Below are 22,607 nucleotides of genomic sequence, written 5' to 3'. Positions count from 1 at the left end.
TTCAAAATTTAATCGCCATCATTGTCACTGAATGTCAGCAGAACTCCAAGATTATTAATCATGTCTACCTCCATCAAAACCTGCAATCTTTTCACTTCGTCATATAACGCGCTCACTGCTGAGGCATCACTTACGACGGCCGCACTTAAAGGCTTGTTCAATGCGTCTAATTTTGAATATACTACCGAAAACTGACCTTTTATTTTTGTACTCAACAGTTCGTCGCCGGATTTTGCACCCACTTTATCAAGAATATCATCAAAGCCCGCACCATTTGTACCCGAGAAACTCTCACCGCTAAAGGTATATTCCAACGACTTCAACTCTGCTTTCAGCAATGCCAGGGATTCGTTACTAAACGGCGCATCGACCAGATCCGCCTGAGGCGTACCGTTGTTTCTTTTACCTAACGGAGCACCCAACCTTTCATCCTTGATCGTATAAACGAGGTCAATCATTTTATTGGAAAGAATTCCAAACGACGAATTAATATCGCGACCATCAGCCGCAATAAACTCCTTGATATAGTTACCTCCATCAGGTTTCCATTGGGTCAATACCTTTGAAGCTTGTTGGCCTAAATTCTCACAAAGCGCTTGTAAATACGCAGTTCGTGCGCCACCATTGATGCCCTTGTAGTTATTCAGGACGGAAGCATTATCTCCTTTGTTAAAAATCAAATATTCAATGGCGGGTATTCCTTTCAGCGGCGCACCCAAACTTTCAATATATGCATTGTTGATGGTAGTCGTGGTTTGCGATATAGCCTTTTCGATACCGGAAGTATTGATCGTCGGATTGTAAATTCCAAAGGTTAGAAAGCCATTTTCAATCGGGCCCTGAGAAAATAAAGACGCTCTTTTCCAGGCAGTTGCGGCACCAAGCCATGCGACTTGCAATTCGATGAGTTTCTGCTCGTTTGTTACATCCGAACTATAAGCAGCCGCTGCCGATTTCAGGCTGGCCGTACTGGCTTCAAAAGCCTCGAATGCTGGAATGATCAGGTTATCGCCGACGTTGGTCAGCATCGCTACCCGATCTGTTGCGTTAATCGGATCCGTCGTGCTTTCGTCCGACGAGCATGCATTGACAAGGGCGATCAACCCGATCAATGCTAGGATGCATATTACTCTGATTTCTTTGGTCATATCAATTCGGTGAATGTCAGCAAGAATGGATTTAACTATCTTATTTACTGGACTTTATATCAATTTTAAATTACAGAGAATCGAGAAATCGCAGTAAAGCTTCCCGCTCTGTTTTCGAATAACTCATAAAAACTGTTTTAGCAGATTCTGCCTCTCCGCCATGCCAAAGTATGGCTTCCTGTACATTTCTGGCCCTTCCATCGTGCAGATAATTAGTATGCTTATTAACAGTTTTAACCAAACCTATACCCCATAATGGAGCGGTTCGCCATTCATTACCGGAAGCCTCAAAATCAGGACGGCCGTCGGCCAGGCCATCGCCCATATCATGCAAAAGCAAATCGGTATATGGCCTGATCGTTTGGTTGGATAGGTATGCTTCGCCAGCCGATATCCCCGTCGTCATTTTAGCAATATGACAGCCCGAACAGTTCGCCTTTAGAAACAGCCTTTTGCCCTGAACCACCTGATCGTCATCAAAGTTTCTGGCAGCAGGCACTGCCAAAGTTCTGATATAGAAAACCACGTCGTCAAATATATCGTCGGAAACCTCCGGCATTCCGCCGTTAGGCAACCCGCTATATTTTTCCTTTTGAGATATCGTAAGATCTTCGCTGGCGAAAACTGATGATGTGATACCAATATCACCAACAAATGCGCCCGCAGTCTGTTGCTTCACAGATGGTTGATTAGCCTTCCAGCCAAATCTACCCAGTGCTTTCTTATTCAAAGTAAAATCCCAAACATGGTTGGCCCGACCGGAAATACCGTCTTTATTCTTGTCGTCCGGGTCTTCTCTGGAAAGAATAGCTGCCTCCGGAACCGCTTCCAATAAACCCACCCCAGCCATATGAGTTGCAATTCTAGGCGATATCATCGTTCCGTCCAGCGATCCATATTTCAGATTGGAAAATGTATAAGTTGGCTTTCTTAGTGAATATGCCGTCCCGTCAGGATATACACCCGGCTGTTCTTGATAAACAACCGAAACATCCCCCTCGGCCTCCACGCTGATAATTCCTCGCGGATTAAACTGCTCTCCATAATTCGGATCATGAACCGGTCCTCCGTGTTCGGACGCTCCGGGTATCGAAAGCCGAAAAAGCAGAGCTTGATTCACTGCTCCGTCTGCTGAGACAGGGGCTCCTTTTCCATCTAAAAAATGACACGAAGAACAGGACGTGCCGTTAAAGAATGGCCCTAATCCATCGCGTGCACTGGTAGACGATGGCGCCGTAACCCAATTATTTCTGTTGAAAGAATTACCTATTACAAAACGATCAACCTCACCTGAATTCAGGCTGTTGATCGAATTCCCGAAAGCGTTCGCCGTTTGATCAAAAACCGTTGCGTCCTTGCCGCCAGCCAAAGCTTCATCCGCATCAACTACTGGCTCGGAATCTACATCGGAGCGATGACACCGACTCAAAAATGATAGTATAAATACACACGCCAGCAAAGACAGCAATCTGAATTTGTGTTGACTCACAAACATTTACATTTCATTATTAAAACGCTGCCACAGCTTCAAATCGAAACTGTCACAACGCTAACTATTAATTAATTACCCTAGTTACTTTCAGGAATATTCAGATTGATACCAATTTTCGACGCTGCAACTGTCAGCTGATCTGCCTGAGATCTAAGCGCAAGAATCGCGGCCTGAAATTTTTCGGGGGCAGCTGTAAGAGCCTGATCTATTGGAGCAGGTATTGCAAGAATTGCTGCTACGGATGCATCCAGCTTAGCGATCATGGTAGTATTTGCAGCGGCATCTTTCGCTTTCACGAGATCGTCAAGCCCTGGACCGTCCAAAACAGATCCGTCCAGACGTACATATTTTCCTACATATACATTGTAAACTCCCGCTTCATCATAGACATAGTCATTATGTGTGTTATCTGAAAAACAGGAATGTTCGTCCTCCTGATCTTTCGAGGCAAGTATAACAGTCATACGCTCACCCGAAAGTTCACCCTTTGTCAATTTTCCCATACCGTTTAACATATCTGTCAACGATTGTTCAACATTGGCAGCTGAAGTGAAGGATGCCCGATACGCACCACCCGCAGCCCACTGACTTTGAACTGCTTCCAGATCTTTTACCAAAAGATCGGTCACGATTTTCAGATACTGACCGCGGCGAGTCTGATTCGATGCCGTTCCTCCGTCGACGTAGTCGGTGTATGGTCTTTTGCCAGGACTATACTTGTCAGCCCCTTTGTTTAAATCCTGTCCCCAGAGTAGAAACTCAATGGCATGATATCCTACCTTCACGTCCGATTCTCCACCCTTCCCATTGTCAGCAATTAAAATGGCTTCGGAAATGACAGCGTAGTTTGTAACATCATTTATCACTCCGGCAGTGGAATCAATTGCATTGGTCGCAGTATCAGTCACGACATAATCGATATATGCTTCATCCAGCGGCCAGGAGTTGATCAACCCTTCGTAGTTATTATCTCCATTATCAATTGGTCCATCATAAAAACGGAACGCTTCTGTTTGCAAATAAGGTACACGGCTTGCTATCCAGGCCGTTTTGCAATCTTCCAGACCCTGTGCAGTTGGGTTAGCCACAAACGCGTTGACTCTTGTCTGCAACGCTTTCGCGAGTGTGATCGCATCCTGATAATTGGCTGAAACCAGATCAGCGTAATTGCTTACAACCTCCTGACGAAGTGGATCCGCTACAATGGTATTATCATCATCATCGGACTTACAGCTTGCAAAAAAGACTACAAGTAAAACTGGTAAAATAAGTTTTTTCATATGCTATCATTTGTTCTTCTGATGGCAAATGTAGCAATCTTAACTTAATTAGACTGATTTTAATTAAAAATTAATAGACTTATCAATTGGCTCCAGCAAACCCATAAATATTTCATATACAAATACTTACATAAGCTAATTCACATCTATAAAAGATTTACAGTTATTCGCAGTATGAAAATTTTAGATGAAATGTAGAGGATGCTCCACCGTATAGGGACGTTTCAACGCAGTTTCAGCATTTTTCAAAATTTGCCATAAGTCCAGACATTCACTCAAACCATGTCCAATTGTATACGTATAATATGGCAATTTTCGCAAAAGGGTTCATCCGTATTCCTTGGGAACAGTTTTTGAGTTGTAAACATGAGTAGCAGGTAATCTAACAATACTCACTTAATCAATTAAAAGCAAAGAGGCCATGGAAAACGGTAAATCAAGGTTTAATGTCGGAAGTTGGGTAAAAAAAATCGACGGGACAATCGGAATGACGGTAATTGCCATTTCAAACGAAGAGCAGGGTCATCCTGAAGACAATCAGATCAAATGCAAATTTAAGGATGCGGAAGGTGCGGAAAGAGAAGCTACTTTTTCAGAGAAGGACCTCGTGGAAATATAAGGTAACAAACCGAAAGCGTATTCCGCACTCGAGGTGACGGCAGATCTGCCATGCCCGGAAAAAGAAATAATTATTACATAATGATTTCATAATCAATTAATTGTACAGTACACTTCATTGACAACTGGCACGGTTTTCAAAGAATACCTACAAAGAATTAATATACCACAATTCAACTTTAGGGAGGTTTAAGAAATTCTGAGTGCTCCTATTCTCAACTTAAAATTAAAAACGTTATGAATACGAAAGAAGAAACAATAGACGTCCTTAACGATCTTCTGTTGATTAACAATGACCGGATTGCGGGGTATGCGAAGGCGGCTTCGGAAGTGGACGAGAACGATACCGAATTGACCGGCCTTTTTCAGAAACTAAGTAATGATAGTAAGAACTACGCTGCACAGTTAACCGAACAAATTAACAGGTTGGGCGGAGAAGCGCAATCCGGAACCCTGTTCTCCGGAAAGCTTTACCGGGTGTGGATGGACATCAAAGCAACGTTGTCCAATAATGTTCGAAGGGCCGTTTTGGAAAGCACCGAATTGGGAGAAGATGCTGCTTTGAAAGCATATGATCTGGCACTTAATTCGGGGAAATTACCTCAATATGAATATGATATGGTATTAACTCAAATGAATGCCATTCATCAATCTCACCGGTACATAAAACAAAGGCGAATAAAACAAAGTAAGGAGCAAAAGTATGCTCCTGTTAGTTAGACGCGGCAAATTTTAAACACACAAATCACCATGGCTAAATATTCAAAAAAAGCCTCGGAAAAGGTTGGCGAAGCGCTGCACGAGGAAAAAAAGGGAACTCTGAAAACCGGAAGTGGCAGAAAAGTTGCTTCCAGGAAACAAGCCATAGCCATCGGACTTTCGGAAGCAAGAAAAGAAGGAGCCAAAGTCCCGAATGAAAAAACGAAACCAGCAAAAGCTCAAAAATAAAACAAGCCTTAACCGTTAACCTATATGAACGCGGAAGCAGAAGTAAAAAAGCAGCCGAATAAACCAGGCGTGGAGGAAGTGATGAATCCGCAGCCCGTCGTGATTCGGGGAAATTATAAAGGAAGTGAAAAACTGCTCGATAAAGTGGCACTTATAACCGGTGGTGATAGTGGGATTGGCCGTTCAGTTGCAGTTCATTTTGCGCGTGAAGGTGCAGATATTGCGATTGTGTATCTGGCTGAGGATCAGGATGCCGAAACCACGAAATCGATGGTGGAGGCAGAAGGTAGAAAATGCCTTCTGATCCGAGGTGATATTCGTGAACAGAAATTTTGTGAAGCGGCTGTGGGGGATACCGTACTTGAGTTTGGAAAACTTAACATCCTGGTCAATAACGCTGCTGAACAGCATCCGGAAGAGGATATTGAACGGATTTCTTCAGCTCAATTACAAACGACATTTGCAACGAATATCTTTTCGTTTTTCTATTTCACTCAAGCAGCACTTCCGCATATGCAAAGCGGAGATTCTATTATCAACACCACGTCGATTACCGCATATCATGGTAGCCCCGGATTGCTGGATTACTCTGCCACCAAAGGTGCGATTACCTCTTTCACCCGTTCGCTGTCCGGCAATCTTGCCGATAAGGGAATCAGGGTCAACGGAGTTGCACCCGGCCCTATATGGACGCCACTCATTCCATCTACATTCGATGCGGAACATGTCCAATCGTTTGGAAAAGACACTCCGTTAAAGAGACCTGGTCAACCTTGTGAAGTGGCACCTGCTTTTGTCTTTTTGGCAAGCGAGGACGCTTCCTATATCAGCGGGCAGGTTATACATCCGAATGGCGGACAAATTATTAACGGCTAACCCCGTAACTTTAATTTATCAGTTGTTAGTAAAGTCTATATCGGACAAGCAGGTTTTTTTTCTTGCTTGGCCGATATTTTTATTTTGAGAAAAACAAGATTGGTTGGAATTGACGACGCAAAATTCATCGATGATCGTAAATTTGAGTTTTTACCAACGCAATAGATTCATGCAATTCTCTTCGCAAAGACTCTCCTACTCCAAATTCACACCTGATATCTTTCCCGAATATGAAAAACTGGTGGTGCAAGATGATGTGATGAAGCACATTACGGGATACGGTCTATCGGCAGCAGACACGAAAGAACGCTTTCAGGTTGCGCTTGATGCTGATATGAAGGCGGAAAGTCTTGGATTCCTGGCTGTTAGAAATATTGAAACCGACGAATTTATTGGCCTTGCCAAAATTGTTCCTTTCGAAAACGGAATGATAGAAATCGGATATGCGCTACATCCTGCTTTCTGGGGGAAAGGTTTTGCTTCGGAAATTACAGAGCGCCTTATCAATTATGCAAAAGAATTGCGATATATCCGCACGCTTATTGCACTGGTATCTCCTGAAAACGAGGCTTCCGTACGTGTGTTGACCAAGCAGAATTTCGCCTTCTATCGGGAAGTCAAGACCGAGAGAGGACTTCGTGCAGATTATATTCTACCATTGTAACGATCAAATTGTCAAGCTTTTAACAGAAGATAGGCAATCACCACACTAGTCTGCTCACACATCCCTTTGTGCGCAAAAAAAGGCGGTCATAACTGACCGCCCAACAACCTACAACAAAGCATGGAGGCAGGTTGATGCCAGTATCCTTTGTGGTCCAAGACCAATCTACTTGCAGAAAGATCCGCTATTTGCGACAATTATCTTTTTAGTCTATAGGCAACAGCAAATTTGGGTTTGCTACGGAACGAATTCCGTGTTTCCGAAGATCGGCCTCAATAAAAAGATAAAAGTGGTTGCATTGTCTAAAGTATTAAAAAAAGCACTAGAAGTCAAGCTCACGGAATGCTAATTTTTTAAAAAATCGCATCGTAGGATTTCGACACTTGGGGAGAATGGTTTGCCATTATCCTTTCAGGAAAGGCAGTTTCATACTGGAAACCAGAAAATTATAAATCTCCACCTGCTCGCGATATTTTAAATTATATTCTTCATAAACATTCTAAATAACTCCTTGCTTATCGAAAAAGTAACAAGTACTTTTGCCACATTAAATTTAGTCTAAATAGTACTGATGAATCTCATCGGGTTCCATCAAAATGCGGCTCGCATTATCGATACTTTTCCGGAAATTTTAAGAGGGCTTAACGGTTTAAAATAATTGACGATGATATGGCCATTTTGGCAAAACGCTCTACTTTGTATATTAAGATATCCCTGCTCCTTCTAATATCAAGCTTCTCTCAATATACGCAGGCGCAGCAGGCAAAAGGGAAAATATATGGCGAAGTGGTTTCAAAGGATAATGAGCCTATCGAGTTTTCAAATGTAATATTGGCAGGAACCGGTTTTCACGCGGTTACAGATTCGAAAGGAAGATTTGTTTTGGAAGCCCCGGCAGGAAGCTATACCCTGTCGATCACGATGGTTGGCTTCAAAAACTTAGCGCGTGAAATTGTCATTATTGCTGGAAAAAGAACCGAAATAAAAGAGTTAAGCCTGACCTCCGAAGCTGATCTTCAGGAAATGGTGGTACGTCAAAAAACGGAAGTTCGCAAAATAAATGAACAGGGTTTTAACGTAAATGCGATCGATATCAAATCGAAATATAGTCTTAATGGCGACCTCAATCAGGTTTTGAACAACACGACCGGCGTGCGCGTCAGAGAGGATGGTGGCCTTGGATCCAAATTCACGTTTTCACTTAACGGTTTTTCAGGCAATCAGATAAAGTTTTTTTTGGATGGGATTCCGATGGACAATTTCGGTTCATCACTGACACTCAACAACTTCCCGACCAATATGGCGGAAAGAATAGAGGTATATAAAGGGGTATTGCCTGTGACTTTGGGAACGGATGCATTAGGCGGAGCCGTAAATATTGTTACGCGAAGCAACCCTAATTATCTGGATGTGAGTTATTCTGCGGGTTCTTTTAACACACATAGGGCGTCCATAAACGGTGCTTTCACTGATATCAAGAGCGGGTTTACAGTAAGAGCCAATGCTTTTTACAACTATTCGGACAACAACTACAAGGTTTTGGTGCCTATTAAAGACCTGAATACCAACTCCTACGGCCCGGAAGAATGGCAAAAACGGTTTCACGACAAGTATGAATCTGCCACGGTGCAAGTTGAAGCTGGTATAACCGGAAAGAAGTTTGCCGATAAATTGATGGTAGGCCTCATCGCATCGGGAAATAACAAGGACATCCAGACGGGCGTGGTAATGGAAACTGTTTTTGGTGCGATGACAAGTACTACCCGCTCTTTGATCCCGACCTTAAAATATAAAAAGACAGATTTATTCGTGAAGGGGCTGGATTTGAATATATATGGCGCTTACAATATGACGCGTTTCAAATTGATAGATACGACAGCCAGGGAATATAACTGGCGCGGAGATTATAAGAAAGATGCAGCGTCCAGTGATGGTAGTGTGGGTGGCGAAGTTTCGCGAACTGAAAACGAGAATAAGGATAAAGAGGGTTTGTTAACGGCGAACATGAATTACAGAATTAACGACCAGCAAGCATTAGCGTTTAACTATGTCCTGACAGATTTTCAACGGAGATCCTTTGACCCTCAAAATCCGGAGGCTGTCGGCAATCGTTTCCCATCCGATCTCACTAAAAATGTTCTGGGTTTTGCCTGGAATATTGCCATTGAAAATAAGTTTACCAGCTCTGTATTTACCAAATATTACGCAATGAAGTCAGTTGGTTATCAGCTTGTTGACGCCAATTTGCCGAACAAAGGATATCAGGCAACAACGTACAAGTATAATAATCCGGGTTTCGGAATAGCGTCTGCATACTTTATCAATTCAAGAATTCAGGTAAAAGCATCTTACGAACATGCATACCGCATGCCGGAAGGAAATGAGATCTTCGGTGATGGCGTTTTTGTAGTTTACAGTATCGGACTGAAACCTGAAAAGAGCGATAATGTCAACCTGGGCATACGATATGCAACTCCATCTGAAAAAGATCACAGGATAACCGCCGAAACCGGGCTAATATATAGATTATCAAAGGATTTCATTCGACTGGATCAAAGTGTGGCCGGTGCTAACCGAAAAATGGAAAACAAAGGGAAGGTCAGAACCGCAGGTGTTGAAGGAGAACTTACCTATTCATTCAAGAAAACATTATTTGTTTCAGTGAACGGAACCTACCAAAGTATTATCGACAGACAGGAATTCGAGCAGAGCAGTGGCCTTACGGGCGGTGTGACTAAAAATATCACATATGGTTTCAGGCTGCCAAATATCCCCTATCTTTTTGGAAACGCGAATGTTAGCTACAATTTACCATTGGGCAAAAACACGCTTTCGCTCAACTATAACCTGAATTATGTACAAAAATATTACCTGGTATATGCGGAATTGGGTGAGAGTGCAGCCAATGAAAGATATATAATTCCCACTCAATTTTCACATCAAATATCAGCCAGCTACTCACTTGTCAATGGCCGATACAACGTTTCGGCTGAATGCAGAAACCTGACGGACAACCTGCTATACGACTCATACAGACTTCAAAAACCAGGTCGTTCATTTTCCGTAAAACTGCGGTATTTTATTAATAAATAACTCATTATCAATCAATTTAAAATTATATGTCAATCAAGCAATTTCTAAAAATCGGACTTTTACTCAATGTAGTCGCCTTCACCGTGTCGTGTTCAAATGACGACAGCTCCACGCCGGATCCTACTGCCGAAAAAACCTACGCACTCGGTTTGGGTGTTACTTCCAACGGTACGACTACCAACTATGTAGCTCAGGCCAATGATTTGATGACAGGAAAAATTTCGCTTGTTGGAAACGGGCTGCCTTTGATTGGATACCGAGATTTCACGCAGGGTAATCAAACTCTTTTCACTGTTGGCGGCTTTGATGCTGCCGATGTCAATGGTATAACTCAAGATATAAATGGTGTGCTTTCAATTGGCGCTACTATAACGTTCGACCGGGCTGTTGACGATATGCAGCAAATTGACGACACCCAAATGTTAGCTTTGGAATATCCGACAAAGGCCGAAGGGGACCAGGCTCGTTTTTACTTTATTAATATCGCAAACAAGGCAATCAGTTTACAGCCTTCTTCTCCTTTAGCGCCGCTTGTGGTTGGTGGTGAGAATCCGACACCAACTGGCATGGTAGTGAATGGAAGCAAATTGTTTGTTTCATTCTTGCCCTTTGGAGCTGATTTCAGTACGAAACATACTGATTCGAATTATGTGGCAGTATATTCATATCCTGATATCAAGTTTGAAAAAGTAATTACTGACACCCGCACAGGTCCATCCGGAGCATGGGGAACGAGAAACGGTTTGGTTAAAACTGAGAGTGGCGATATATATGCAATGTCTTCGAGCAATATCTCAAATGGATATAGCCAATCAACAAAACCGGGTGGATTTCTTCGTATCAAAAATGGTGAGACTGCTTTCGATCCGACCTATTTCTTTAACACGGATAAATTGGGAGGTAAAATCTCACACATCAAATACTTAGGGAATGGATGGGTATTTGCCGCTATCAGCACTCTGACAAATCAAACGTCATCGGATACATGGGGAGACAAATCTCTGAAGCTTGCCATTATTGATATGGTTAACCAAACCATAACGGATGTTAAACTTGCCGGTGGAACCGTTAACGACCTGATTCATAATGGTACTGGCGCAAGAAGCTTTCCCGTGTTGGTCGACCAGGGAAAAGTATATTATCCGATCACCGGATCAAATGGTACTACTAACATCTATCAGATTGATGTGGTTACAGCCACAGCCACAAAAGGAGCTGAAGTTGAGTCTACTTTCGTGGGTGGTATATTTAAAATGAAATAAAGGACAGCTTTAGATCGAGATCAACAAAAGAGCCGCCCCAATTGATATACAATCGGGGCGGCTTTTATATGTGGCTGGGAACCCTAAACTGCAGCCTCTTTCAAGGCTTCCATGAAATACCCGGCCAGGTTTTGATAGGTTTCTTTATTAATTGACGGATTTACTTTAAGCATAAATCCTTTCTCGTTCGGCGCACCCAGTGATACATTCCGTTTCGCCAAAGCTTCACGGAACTTGGGAAGATTGGTATTACTGACGTTTAATCTGAAAATATGAGATCCATTCGCAAACTCTTCCGAGGAAAACCGATCATTTTTCTTTAATTCTGTTACCAGATCTTGCGCGTTTTGCCATGCTCGTTTGTATTCATCCATAAATCCGTCGGCATAATATAACGCCACCGCCGCAAACGGCCATGCTGCCGGAAGTCCGCCTCCAAACATTCTCCTTTCGTGAAATAATTTTTCGCAAAAGACTTTTGATCCTGCCAATATGGCCCCGGAGCTTGCATTAAAACATTTCCACATCGATGTAAATACAGTATCAAATGCAGCTCCATATTGCGCCGGAGTCATATGCGTGTGAACGGCCTGAACAAAGAGTCTCGCTCCATCCAAATGCGTTTTGATACCTTTGCTCTTTGCGTATTCCGTCACCGCTTTTATGGATTCCCAACTCACCATTTTGTCAAACTGGCGCCGAACCGGAGTTTCAATCGCGATCACTCCGACCGGACTTTCAACCCTGCCCGCATTGGTTTTTGCAATTACTTTTTCGATGTCCGAAACTGAAAATTCGACCGCGTTGTCTGCCAGCGGAATCAGGTTCAAGCCGCTTAAAATCTGCGAGCAATCTCCAACGTCATTGTAAATATGACTTTGTTCCTGCACGATAACACGGCGATTATTACCTGCCAGGTGTCTGATACCAATATGGTTTGCCAAAGTTCCGGTCGGCATAAAAACCGATGACTCTTTTCCCAGTAAAGATGCAAATTTGATCTCCAACTCCTCCACCACTCCACCGTTCGAATAAAAATCAGCTTTGACCTTTCCCTCATCCGCAAGTTTCAGGAGGATTTCTGTATATTCTTTTGGTGTCAAAAAGAGACCGTCATGCATGAAATCAACCGCTTTATTATTGCCGCTTTTTTGGGAGGCAAGCGGATTGATATTAAATTCCTGAGCACTGCCTGCGGCAAGCATGCCTCCAACTTTGACAAAGTCTCTGCGTTTCATAAATAAGGTACCGTGGTTAAGATCCTGTTTGACGAATAGTTACTTATCAACAAATATAACCAGTACCACAAGTTTGTTTCTTTTTAAAAACCAGTATGCGACATTTATTAGCTCATCATCTCCTGGATACTATACAAATTACCGATTCTCTTTCGCTGATATTGAGAGGGATTCACGCCTGTAAACTTTTTAAATGCTATAGAAAAATGCTGAGCATGTTCATAACCCAATTTATCGGCCACTTCGTCAATGGAAAGCGAATGATTTTTGAGCAAATCACCAGCATATTCCATCCTCAACTTCCGTATATATCCAAATACTGTGTTTCCGAAAAGTAACTTGAACCCCTTTTTGACCTTAAATTCATTTAAAAGGCATATTCTGCTAAGTTGCGCAAGATTAAGATCGGAAAGAAAATTAACGTCCAGGTACTTTTTAAGTTCATATAGTTTCTCCATTTCATCATGCCGGATTTCCTGGTGCATCGGAACGGCAATCCGAAACTGATCAACCTGGAGCGCCAGCAGTTCCAATAGTCTAGACTGAATCAACAAGTTACGCATCGGACCCAAAATCTCGCAGTACCGGACGCCATCAATCAAATTTTGCATATGGCCGGTAATTTCCCGATTCTGGCTACCAGCAGAAACGGGCCTGCAATGATATAATTCCGTCATCATATGTTCACTCCAGCGATCATCTGTGCCGATGCTTGAAAGGAAGAAATTCCTGTCCAGACTGATGTGAAACATATTCATTTCCTGGTTACGCGCAATACGGCTGACATCCTTTCCTTCTGGTGAAAAGACGATATTGTGATATCCGGGACGCATATTGAGGTCGTGATTAATACCTAAAAACTTACTGTCGATCCGTCCACGCTGGAAGAAGTTAATATTAATTGTTTCGGGCGAATCACAGTTGTAAAGCTCCACATCATTTGTGGTTTGCCAATGGATGTCCGATACCGAAAAATAGGGAGCAAGAAAATGATCGGTACGAATGGTCCCGACTGCGGGGTGATGATAAACCGGGAGCATGCTGGCCAGTTTCGTAGAAAGCCGTGCCGTTGCCTGCACCTGATCAAAATTGACAATATCTGAAGCTTGTATAATGGTTGCCATATCAAAACATTGAAGTATCCTCGATAAGCACCTGATTGTTAAGGGCTAACCACAAAACTAGAACGTTGTCACCGTTTGAAGCAATAAAACTTATTAAGTGGTTGAAACTAGCGTATGAAAGGCGATCGAGACAGTTTAGACCTCCTTTTGGGTATCCTGAATATTCTTTCCCAATCATCGAAAATCCGTTTTGCGTAGATAGTATTCCTTTCCGCGTAGGCGCTGAACCTCTTGTCCTGCCCAATTTTGTAGCGCCAAAAATGACATATCCGTTTGGTAAAAACGCAAATCAATCATTTAGTTAAAATCAATCTTTAGCCATGAAAACAAAATTTATTACCCTGGTAGCTGTATCGGCATTGTTTTGGAGCTGCGACGACAATGATGTCGAAAGATCTACCTACAAGCTGAACGAAAGTCAGTCTGTCGCTGAGTGGAAAGGATATCTGGAAACCGGGTATTTCAACAATGGTACAATTTCAGTTCAAAGTGATAACCTCGGAGTTACCGATGGAAAGATATCATCCGGCTCATTCACAATTCCACTTTCGTCGCTTGTCAATCTAAACTTACCTACTGAAGAATTGAAAGAACAGCTCGTACACCATTTGCAAAGCCCCGATTTCTTCAATATGGCACTTCACCCATCGATACAATTCGAAATCGTAACTGTGACACCGTATTCCTCCAAAGCAACCGATGGGATTCAGGGAGCAAATTATCTGGTGAACGGCACATTGAAAATTCTTGGAAAAGGAGGCCCTGTAGAGTTTCCTGCCAAAATTTCCCTGGAAAACAATGGACTCAGCGCGGAAGGTATCGTAAGTATCGATCGCACCAAATGGGGTATTAATTATGCTACCTCGGACACCCTCGCTCCTGAGCAAAAGATCAAAAATCTGATTGATATCCATCTAAAACTGGTCGGCACCAAAAAATAGATATGTTTATCAAAATACTGAAATGGTCGGGCATAGCACTATTGATTATGGCTATGCTTTTTGGAAGCGGATTTCTCCTGATCGCTCACAATATCAATGTGCGAGCAGCCAAGATATATGCATTTCCGAAAGAAAAGCTCACAATACCGACGGATAGCGCGACCTTGGCGCGCGGCAAACACCTCGTAGCCATCAAAGGCTGCGAGGACTGCCACGGAACCGATTTGTCAGGAAAAGTCATGATCGATGACCCCGCCATCGGGATATTGGCGGCCAGTAACCTGACCAAAGGAAAAGGCGGATTATCTGCTACATATTCCGCCGAAAACTGGGTCACTGCCTTACGACATGGAATAAATGAAACTGGAAAACCTTTGATTTTTATGCCATCCCACGAAACTACCCTACTATCAGCCAACGATTTGGCAGCTATAATTTCATATTGCAGTATTATTAAACCCGTTAATCATATATTGCCTGAAACGACACTAGGCCCCATGGCAAAAGTTTTGGGTTATTTCGACAAAATGCCGTTGCTATCAGTTGAAAAAATTGATCATAACCAGGCGATGGTGATGAACGCGGACACTGCAGAAGGCGTTGCGCTGGGCAAATATCTGGCAGTATCCTGCAGCGGTTGCCATCAAAAAGACTTTAAAGGTGGCGATGCAGTTGTTCCCGGCGGACCGAAAGTGCCTAGTCTGACGTTTGCTGGGAATGTTGGGAAATGGAGTAAGGAACAATTCATTCAAACACTCAGGACAGGCAAAACGCCATCAGGACACCAATTGAGAAACGAAGATATGCCCTGGAAGATGACGGCTCAGTATGATGACAAAGAGCTGGCGTCATTATATCAATATTTTCGAACGATATAGCTTCTGGGTTTTGCAACTAAGGCAGAAGGTGCAAAGATGTGTTTAAGCCCGAGCATGTCGAAGGCCGGGCAGCGAAGTTTAAATCATTAGTAATCTAACTTTTACAATCGAAAACAGAAGCTTTTGAAGTGACCAATTTCAATCCTCATACTAGTCCTATTTCATAACTATACCACAAAGTGAGCCTCGTTTATGACGGGGTTTTACTTTTTCAAGAGATCGTAAAAGGCTGGTTTACGGACATTTAACTTTTCGCAACGCCAACCCGTCGAATTTGAGTTTCGATAAATCCGCGAAAACGACCTGATTGTTGTGTTGGGTAAGGTTGCCATACCCCTCAAGGAGTAACGTATCTTTACGGAGAAACACAATCTCACGAACGGATTCAATTCCCTCCGACATAAATGTGTACATACCGCGTAAAGTATCTCCTTTGATCGTTCCCAGAATCGATCCCATATTTTTGTCTTTTTCATAAAACTGGTACACCAGACTCCCGGTAACACTATCGCCATGAATGCTCGCATTGAGCAGAACCGTATCTTTCTGATCGACAGACTCATAACAAATAGTGAAAGTACTGTCAACGGTAGTCTGGCCTATATCCGCAGGTGTCTCATTTTTGGGATTGGAAGTGCAGGAAACAAAATATAGCGAGCTCATCGTCAACAATACCTTGCAGCACTTCGAGAGATCATGAATATATTTTAGACGGAGATTTTGATGGAGGCAAACTGAAGTCATCATGTTGAGTTTTGCCTAAATATAACTCAAATTTTATACCAAAACTTCCAAAAATATTACAATTATTAAAGATTTTCATTTACCCGTCCTGCTGCTTATTTTCCAAGACAAAAAAGTCAGTCTTTTTGCGAGTCTTTTTAGCCTTAAGATCTCCTAAATGATTTAAAAGACTTTATAATAATTGCTTCGCCCTATTTTTAGCTCGGCCCACCATTCTTTTAAATGGCACATATAACGCCAGTCGGGCGGCGTGCAATTTGATCGCCAACGCTTCAGTTTTCGCCACCGTCCTTTGTGCTATCAAATACTCGCGTGCGGCGTTCTCAGTCATTTGGTAAAGATTCTGGTTTGAATTCCCTTTGTGCCCACTGCCGTTATCTGCAAAAGGCGCATGAATCATGGCAGGCTCAAACGGGAAATTGATGAATTTATAACCCAGATTGTACATCTCATAAAACCAGGCTGCTCCAGTATCAGTACCATGCCAGCTACCTCCGAAAGGACGCACATTACTTCCCGGATAAACTTCTTGATTATAATAGTCTACGTTAATCAGGCAGGCATATTCGTTCAGGCGACATTCCGGCAATGGGTGTAAATAACCATTATCGACGAGTTGTTCGTGAATAGCCAAACGCACGGGAGGAAATTCCTGAAGGAGATTTTTTAACTGACTCGAATCCGGCTGGTACTCCTGGAAACGATCACTATCGCAAACTTGTGCCTCAAAGGCCGGACAATTCCAGCACTGGCCGATCAGTCCAATTCCCGCCACCCGCTCGTCCGCTTTTTCCATTTTCAGTCGCGCCAGCATTTTTCCTAGCAAATCTTCTTTGTAAAGACAGTCATTGTGCGTAATGAACATGAGCTTTTTGTTACTTTTCTCCAGCGCATATTGAAAGTTCAAACCATATCTTTTCTCAGGATCCTGAAGCCAATCCACGGGCGGAGACCCTACACCATCATAGAAATGCCTGGGCGTAAAATAAGTGATTGGCAAGGCCTTCAGGTAATGCCTCAGGATATAAACTCCGATGTAATGGTTGTGTGGCTGCTTCTTTTCTGTAATGATGTAAATACGATCAATATGCTTTTTGGAATGCTTCCAAAGGCTTGATAATGTTACAATTGTTTGATAAGGCTTCCCGTAAAAGTTTAGGCAAACGTCTACTTTCTTCATTAATACATCTTTACAAACAAACAAAAAAGCGAAAGATAAGGTAGAATGGTCTCATTTTGCAGATAAACATGCAACTAAATCTATTTCCTCCCGAAATAGTATTACGAACTTTTCATTGAATATGTTGTTCCTTAATACTCCTTTGTTCTGTTGTGCAGACCTTTAACCTGATGGACTTCAATAAATTTCACGACAGCCCGGAAGTATTTATGGATAGCTCATATTTCTTATCTCGGCGCAAAGTATATACCAATTCGCCGTGATGATGTGCCTGGCCACCCGGATACTCAAATCGATGTCTGTGAGATGACCTGGTTGAAAGCGAAAATGAGCTTTGATTCGGATTATCTTTTTAAACTAAAACAAAGCAAAATATCGGAAGCAGATCCGTCTATATCAGCCCCTGCGAATACTCTGAGCCAATTTCTCCTCATGCACCAATCTTTTTACTTCGGCATAATGCAATGATATCCTAGCGCAGTCGCATCTATTTTATTTGTAAATAATAGAAGTATAATCATAATAAATAGTACTTATACCTCCATATTGACTCATCCCGCTATTAAAACACCATATCAGAATCACTCAGCGCAGACAGTACACGAAATTCACAGAGAAGTAATAACCGCCATCCGGCTCTAAAATAACGGGCGGATGGAATAAAGATATTATACGTTCCGGCTGATAAAAAAGCGGCCTAACAAAGGCTTTGATGTACAATGTTTTCCCAATCTAAACCCGTTGCCCAATGTGTCAAAATCATGGAGTTGCTTACATTAAACCAGGTGAAGTGGCTGTTCAGGAAATTGAATATCCCAAATTATCCATTGGTGATCGCAAATGTGATCATGGCGTTATTCTGAAAATTGTTTCTACCAATATCTGTGGCAGCGACCAGCATATGGTTCGTGGTCGCACTACTGCACCTGCCGGGCTAGTTTTGGGTCACGAAATTACTGGAATCGTCCTCGAAGCGGGTCGGGATGTGGAGTTTATCAAAGTCGGAGATCTCGTGTCTGTCCCTTTTAATATAGCCTGTGGCCGTTGTCGGAATTGTAAGGAAGGCAAGACGGGAATCTGCCTGAATGTTAACCCTGCACGCCCTGGCGCCGCATATGGATACGTGGATATGGGCGGATGGGTCGGCGGTCAGGCTGAATATGTGATGGTTCCTTATGCAGATTTCAACCTGCTCAAATTCCCGGATAAAGATCAGGGAATGGCGTATATTAAAGATCTGACTTTACTTTCTGATATATTCCCTACCGGATATCACGGAGCAGTGACCGCCGGTGTTGGGCCAGGTTCTATTGTATATGTAGCTGGCGCTGGTCCTGTTGGGCTGGCTTGCGCTGCGTCCTGTCACCTGCTTGGTGCCGCAGTTGTAATCGTTGGCGATATGATTCAGGAAAGACTGGATCAGGCCAAAAGCTTTGGATGTGAAATCATTGATTTGTCGAAAGATACACCGCTCGAACAAGCGATTGCAGAAATAATCGGCACGCCAGAAGTGGATTGCTTTGTGGATTGTGTTGGATTTGAGGCCCGTGGCCACGGTTCCCACGCTTCAGAAGAACGACCAGCAACAGTACTTAATACGGCAATGGCGGTAACCAGAGCCGGCGGAGCGATAGGTATACCAGGACTATATGTCACCGGCGACCCCGGTGCCAAGGATAAGGCCGCACAGGAAGGTAGTCTGAGCATCCGGATTGGCTTGGGCTGGGCTAAGTCACACTCGTTTTATACCGGACAATGTCCCGTCATGAAATATCACCGCAACCTGATGCAGGCCATTTTATACGACAAAATCAAAATCGCGAAAGCGGTGAACGTACAGGTGATCACATTGCAGGATGCGCCGCAAGGATATCATGATTTCGACAAAGGTGCGGCCAAGAAGTTTGTAATCGACCCGCATGGTATGATTCCAAACTGATATCATGTTAAGTTGAAATTGTTACAAAACGCGGAGGCACAAAATAGAACAGATTCATTATTTTAAATCTTAGGCTCTTCGCGTCTGTGTTGCAAAAAAAGACTTCACATCCAGTACAATCCTTCATTAATCAAACAACGAGGCTTCCGATCGGGAGCCTTTTTTTATGCAAAAAATTCGTCATACAGTACTGATTATGAGCACAATACAACGACTAAGTATTATATCGGTTATAAACAAACAAAAAGAATAGTGCCTTTAGGGATCTTATGTCGCCAACTTGTCGCAAAAAGCCTTAAATTGGATAATCTAAGAAATAAATATAACCTGACTAATATAATGATTCAAACATTACTCGATCGTAGAAATGCCGTTCTGAGGCATTTCCGATGGCCCGTTAAAATCGCAGGCGTTGCGTTACTAGCCTCGTTTACGCTTCAGGATACGATTACAAAACCGGACGAAAGCCGATTTACTCCCGTGGTTCTGGCCGAAAACCTGGATGAGCCGATGGCCTTTGAGGTACTTCCAGATGGCACTTCTTATATTGTCGAGAGAAAGGGGAATTTAAAGAAATACAACCCATCGACAAAAACCACCGACCTGATCGCGACGATACCTGTCAACACAAAGTACGTCAGTGCGGAAGGGGTTTCACGAGAAGCTGAAGAAGGGTTGATGGGTATGACGCTGGATCCAAACTTTGCCAAAAACCACTGGATATACCTCTATTACGCAGATCCAACCGAGAAAAAACACGTTCTGGCTCGCTGGGATCTGGTTGATAACCAACTGGTTGACAACTCAAAAAAGGTCGTCATCGAGATCGGCACGCAAAGAGAAGTTTGCTGCCATACCGGAGGCGGTATGGTATGGGATAAGGCTGGCAATTTATTTCTTACAGTTGGAAACAACACCGGGAATCAGCAGGCTGCGCAAACCGACGAACGGCCCGGCAGAAGCAGTTGGGACGATCAAGGTCATGCCGGAAATACCAATGATCTGAGAGGAAAAATTCTGCGCATTCATCCTGAAGCCAACGGAACTTATACCATTCCCGAAGGTAATCTTTATCCAAAAGGAACGCCTAAGACTCGCCCCGAAATCTATTCAATGGGTCACCGGAATCCCTGGCGTATCTCGATTGACAGCAAAACGGGTTATGTATATTGGGGCGAAGTTGGTCCTGATGCAGGTGAGGATTCGGAAATTGGGCCAAGAGGATATGACGAATTGAACCAGGCCAGAAAACCGGGCAACTTTGGGTGGCCCTGGTTTGTGGGTGACAACCAAGCATTTCCCGTTTTTGACTATGCTAGCAATAAACCCTTGGAGAAAAAAGATCCGTTAAAACCGGTCAACAATTCGCCAAACAACACGGGTCTGAAGGATTTGATACCGGTTGCCCCAAACTTCATCTACTATCCATATGGTGTTTCCGAAAAGTTTCCACTTGTTGGTTCAGGTTCAAGAAGTGCAACGGGAGGGCCAATATACCACCGTGCTGATTTCAAAAATCCCAAACGTCCGTGGCCTGCCTATTACGAAGGCAAATGGATAGCGGCCGACTTCTCTCGGGGCTGGATTATGACCATCACGATGAATGACCAGGGCGACTACGAATCAATGGAAAGAGTACTGCCTAGCTATCACCCGGTTCAGCCAATTGATATCAAATTCGGTCCCGACGGCGACTTGTATATTCTTGAATATGGTAGCAACTGGTTCCGCAAAAGTGATAATTCCCGTCTGGTTCGGATTGAGTACAATGGCGGAAACCGTAAACCTATCGTCGAAGTCTCTGCTGATCGAAAAGGTGGTCAGATTCCATTGGAAACAGTTTTGTCTGCCAAAGGAACCAAAGATCTGGATGGCGATGCGTTAAAATACAGCTGGAAAATAACCGGAGCGGCTTCAGCACCGAAAATCTACGCCACCGAAAATCCAACTGTAAAGTTTGATAAGGCAGGTGTATATACGGCAGCATTGACCGTGACCGACGCAAAAGGCGCGAGCAATAGCCGATCAATTCAAATCGTTGCGGGGGACGAACCGCCGAAAGTTGCCATAGCGCTTGAAGGTAATCAAACGTTCTTTTTCCCTGGCAAACCAATTCCCTATACCGTCAATGTGACTGATAAAGAGGACGGTAGCGTTGCTGAAGGGAAGATCAAGCCCGCCCAGGTCGCAGTGAGTATTGACTATACCTCCGAAGGTTTTGATTACGCAGAAGTAGCTCAAAATCAACGCAGTGTGGATGCTTCAACGCAGTTTGCCGTGGCTCAGATACTGATCGGCCAAAGCGATTGCAAGGTTTGTCATCAACCAAATACCAAATCTGTTGGTCCGTCTTTTGCCGATGTTTCCAACAAATACAAAGGACAGGCTGGCGCGGTTAATCAGCTTGTTAAAAAGGTTCTGGAAGGCGGCTCGGGAGTTTGGGGTGAAGTTGCGATGGCTGCTCACCCGGCTTTGCCGGTGGCTGATGCAGAAGTGATCGTCAAATATATCCTGAACAGTACCGACAAAACGTTGTCAACTCTTCCACTTCAAGGCGATTATACCCCTCAAATTCCGAAAGGCGATAACGGAAAGGGTTCGGTACTGATCAGGGCAGCATATTCCGACAGACCTGTCAAAAACTTGCCAGCTCAAACGGCCGAAGAAATGATCGTTCTACGTAGTCCGGAACTGAATGGAGCCGAAGCTCCGATTAGTAAAGGAGTTGAAATGAAAGCATTAGGTGTCGCCGGGCTGGGCTTCAGCGTCGTTGCTTTCGACAAAAGTTACATCGCATTCCAAGCCATAGATTTGACGGGAATAGAAAAACTGGAACTGAATGCCAGCGCCCAGCAGCGGGAAGGTAGTGTGGGAGGAACAATTGAAGTCAGATTAGACACCCCGAACGGACCGATTATTGGTGAAAAGCAACTGGCTGTTGCGCCGAAAGTTGACATGGCAAAAGTAATGGCAGAAATGGAGAGCGAAAAGAAGAACGCCAAGCCGGGTGCCGCTGCTCCGCCTCCCCGAAATCGGTTTGCCCAGCCACCTGTGGAAATAGCCCTGAAAGACACGCACGGTAAACATGATATCTATTTTGTTTTCAAAAACCCCGAAGCAAAGTTGATTGAACCGCTTGTGTCATTTTCCAAAATTAAATTCCAAAACAAACCTAATTAATT

The 22,607-nt window shown here is 43.5% G+C and carries 18 protein-coding genes; 11 read left to right on the top strand and 7 right to left on the bottom strand.

What is annotated here, in order from left to right:
* Positions 1-8 precede the first annotated feature (8 nt).
* The 3 genes from AC1XUD_RS19105 to AC1XUD_RS19095 form a co-directional block, all read right to left on the bottom strand.
* Entirely contained in the window at positions 9-1,148 is a 1,140-nt protein-coding gene (locus tag AC1XUD_RS19105; protein ID WP_483362646.1) for an imelysin family protein, read from the bottom strand.
* Positions 1,149-1,218: 70 nt separating this feature from the next.
* Positions 1,219-2,637: a di-heme oxidoreductase family protein gene (locus AC1XUD_RS19100; RefSeq protein ID WP_483362645.1), complete on the bottom strand. Its 1,419-nt coding sequence runs from the start codon at positions 2,635-2,637 to the stop codon at positions 1,219-1,221.
* Between the two features lie 80 nt (positions 2,638-2,717).
* Complete coding sequence (locus tag AC1XUD_RS19095; protein WP_483362644.1) at positions 2,718-3,920, bottom strand: imelysin family protein; 1,203 nt, start codon at positions 3,918-3,920, stop codon at positions 2,718-2,720.
* Between the two features lie 421 nt (positions 3,921-4,341).
* On the opposite strand from AC1XUD_RS19095, the gene AC1XUD_RS19090 reads away from it, so the two are divergent.
* From AC1XUD_RS19090 to AC1XUD_RS19060, 7 genes are all read left to right on the top strand, one after another.
* Positions 4,342-4,539, top strand: coding sequence for a hypothetical protein (locus tag AC1XUD_RS19090; protein WP_483362643.1), 198 nt, complete (start codon positions 4,342-4,344; stop codon positions 4,537-4,539).
* 236 nt (positions 4,540-4,775) lie between these two features.
* Entirely contained in the window at positions 4,776-5,258 is a 483-nt protein-coding gene (locus AC1XUD_RS19085; protein ID WP_483362642.1) for a ferritin-like domain-containing protein, read from the top strand.
* 30 nt (positions 5,259-5,288) lie between these two features.
* Positions 5,289-5,486 (top strand): DUF6496 domain-containing protein, encoded by a 198-nt coding sequence (locus tag AC1XUD_RS19080; protein ID WP_483362641.1) that lies wholly within the window; start codon positions 5,289-5,291, stop codon positions 5,484-5,486.
* Between the two features lie 24 nt (positions 5,487-5,510).
* The gene (locus tag AC1XUD_RS19075; RefSeq protein ID WP_483362640.1) at positions 5,511-6,362 is read left to right on the top strand and encodes an SDR family oxidoreductase; all 852 of its coding nucleotides are present in this window, start codon (positions 5,511-5,513) and stop codon (positions 6,360-6,362) included.
* A 169-nt stretch (positions 6,363-6,531) separates the two neighbouring features.
* Complete coding sequence (locus tag AC1XUD_RS19070) at positions 6,532-7,026, top strand: GNAT family N-acetyltransferase (RefSeq protein ID WP_483362639.1); 495 nt, start codon at positions 6,532-6,534, stop codon at positions 7,024-7,026.
* Positions 7,027-7,695: 669 nt separating this feature from the next.
* Positions 7,696-10,119: a TonB-dependent receptor gene (locus tag AC1XUD_RS19065; RefSeq protein ID WP_483362638.1), complete on the top strand. Its 2,424-nt coding sequence runs from the start codon at positions 7,696-7,698 to the stop codon at positions 10,117-10,119.
* Positions 10,120-10,145: 26 nt separating this feature from the next.
* Entirely contained in the window at positions 10,146-11,381 is a 1,236-nt protein-coding gene (locus tag AC1XUD_RS19060) for a DUF4374 domain-containing protein (protein WP_483362637.1), read from the top strand.
* 83 nt (positions 11,382-11,464) lie between these two features.
* Here AC1XUD_RS19060 and AC1XUD_RS19055 read toward each other — a convergent pair whose 3' ends face one another.
* Positions 11,465-12,619, bottom strand: a complete 1,155-nt coding sequence (locus AC1XUD_RS19055) for a threonine aldolase family protein (protein ID WP_483362636.1) — start codon at positions 12,617-12,619, stop codon at positions 11,465-11,467.
* A gap of 107 nt (positions 12,620-12,726) precedes the next feature.
* Complete coding sequence (locus AC1XUD_RS19050; RefSeq protein WP_483362635.1) at positions 12,727-13,743, bottom strand: helix-turn-helix domain-containing protein; 1,017 nt, start codon at positions 13,741-13,743, stop codon at positions 12,727-12,729.
* A gap of 320 nt (positions 13,744-14,063) precedes the next feature.
* Between AC1XUD_RS19050 and AC1XUD_RS19045 the strand changes: the two genes are divergently transcribed.
* Together AC1XUD_RS19045 and AC1XUD_RS19040 are read left to right on the top strand one after the other, a co-directional pair.
* Positions 14,064-14,684, top strand: a complete 621-nt coding sequence (locus tag AC1XUD_RS19045) for a YceI family protein (protein ID WP_483362634.1) — start codon at positions 14,064-14,066, stop codon at positions 14,682-14,684.
* Between the two features lie 2 nt (positions 14,685-14,686).
* Positions 14,687-15,562, top strand: a complete 876-nt coding sequence (locus tag AC1XUD_RS19040) for a c-type cytochrome (RefSeq protein ID WP_483362633.1) — start codon at positions 14,687-14,689, stop codon at positions 15,560-15,562.
* A 234-nt stretch (positions 15,563-15,796) separates the two neighbouring features.
* Here the strand turns inward: AC1XUD_RS19040 and AC1XUD_RS19035 are convergent, their stop codons facing one another.
* A complete protein-coding gene (locus AC1XUD_RS19035; RefSeq protein ID WP_483362632.1) occupies positions 15,797-16,225 on the bottom strand; it encodes a hypothetical protein in 429 nt (142 codons plus the stop codon).
* A 253-nt stretch (positions 16,226-16,478) separates the two neighbouring features.
* Positions 16,479-17,486: a hypothetical protein gene (locus AC1XUD_RS19030; protein WP_483362631.1), complete on the bottom strand. Its 1,008-nt coding sequence runs from the start codon at positions 17,484-17,486 to the stop codon at positions 16,479-16,481.
* Positions 17,487-18,234: 748 nt separating this feature from the next.
* Between AC1XUD_RS19030 and fdhA the strand changes: the two genes are divergently transcribed.
* Positions 18,235-19,425 (top strand): formaldehyde dehydrogenase, glutathione-independent, encoded by a 1,191-nt coding sequence (fdhA, locus tag AC1XUD_RS19025; protein ID WP_483362630.1) that lies wholly within the window; start codon positions 18,235-18,237, stop codon positions 19,423-19,425.
* Between the two features lie 339 nt (positions 19,426-19,764).
* Positions 19,765-22,605 carry a PQQ-dependent sugar dehydrogenase gene (locus tag AC1XUD_RS19020; RefSeq protein ID WP_483362629.1) on the top strand — a complete coding sequence of 947 codons (2,841 nt, stop codon included), beginning with the start codon at positions 19,765-19,767 and terminating at the stop codon, positions 22,603-22,605.
* Positions 22,606-22,607 lie beyond the last annotated feature (2 nt).

It is taken from the genome of Dyadobacter sp. HNCC25DJ184 (genome assembly GCF_056895215.1).
Note: the sequence above shows the minus strand (reverse complement) of the source record. Positions and strands in the feature narration are given on the sequence as shown.

Bases quoted from the DNA above. Each gene is read 5' to 3' on its own strand.
- AC1XUD_RS19105 (WP_483362646.1), bottom strand. From the start codon at position 1,148: ATGACCAAAGAAATCAGAGTAATATGCATCCTAGCATTGATCGGGTTG.
- AC1XUD_RS19095 (WP_483362644.1), bottom strand. From the start codon at position 3,920: ATGAAAAAACTTATTTTACCAGTTTTACTTGTAGTCTTTTTTGCAAGC.
- AC1XUD_RS19090 (WP_483362643.1), top strand. From the start codon at position 4,342: ATGGAAAACGGTAAATCAAGGTTTAATGTCGGAAGTTGGGTAAAAAAA.
- AC1XUD_RS19085 (WP_483362642.1), top strand. From the start codon at position 4,776: ATGAATACGAAAGAAGAAACAATAGACGTCCTTAACGATCTTCTGTTG.
- AC1XUD_RS19080 (WP_483362641.1), top strand. From the start codon at position 5,289: ATGGCTAAATATTCAAAAAAAGCCTCGGAAAAGGTTGGCGAAGCGCTG.
- AC1XUD_RS19075 (WP_483362640.1), top strand. From the start codon at position 5,511: ATGAACGCGGAAGCAGAAGTAAAAAAGCAGCCGAATAAACCAGGCGTG.
- AC1XUD_RS19070 (WP_483362639.1), top strand. From the start codon at position 6,532: ATGCAATTCTCTTCGCAAAGACTCTCCTACTCCAAATTCACACCTGAT.
- AC1XUD_RS19065 (WP_483362638.1), top strand. From the start codon at position 7,696: ATGGCCATTTTGGCAAAACGCTCTACTTTGTATATTAAGATATCCCTG.
- AC1XUD_RS19060 (WP_483362637.1), top strand. From the start codon at position 10,146: ATGTCAATCAAGCAATTTCTAAAAATCGGACTTTTACTCAATGTAGTC.
- AC1XUD_RS19055 (WP_483362636.1), bottom strand. From the start codon at position 12,619: ATGAAACGCAGAGACTTTGTCAAAGTTGGAGGCATGCTTGCCGCAGGC.
- AC1XUD_RS19050 (WP_483362635.1), bottom strand. From the start codon at position 13,743: ATGGCAACCATTATACAAGCTTCAGATATTGTCAATTTTGATCAGGTG.
- AC1XUD_RS19045 (WP_483362634.1), top strand. From the start codon at position 14,064: ATGAAAACAAAATTTATTACCCTGGTAGCTGTATCGGCATTGTTTTGG.
- AC1XUD_RS19040 (WP_483362633.1), top strand. From the start codon at position 14,687: ATGTTTATCAAAATACTGAAATGGTCGGGCATAGCACTATTGATTATG.
- AC1XUD_RS19035 (WP_483362632.1), bottom strand. From the start codon at position 16,225: ATGAGCTCGCTATATTTTGTTTCCTGCACTTCCAATCCCAAAAATGAG.
- AC1XUD_RS19030 (WP_483362631.1), bottom strand. From the start codon at position 17,486: ATGAAGAAAGTAGACGTTTGCCTAAACTTTTACGGGAAGCCTTATCAA.
- fdhA (WP_483362630.1), top strand. From the start codon at position 18,235: ATGTGTCAAAATCATGGAGTTGCTTACATTAAACCAGGTGAAGTGGCT.
- AC1XUD_RS19020 (WP_483362629.1), top strand. From the start codon at position 19,765: ATGATTCAAACATTACTCGATCGTAGAAATGCCGTTCTGAGGCATTTC.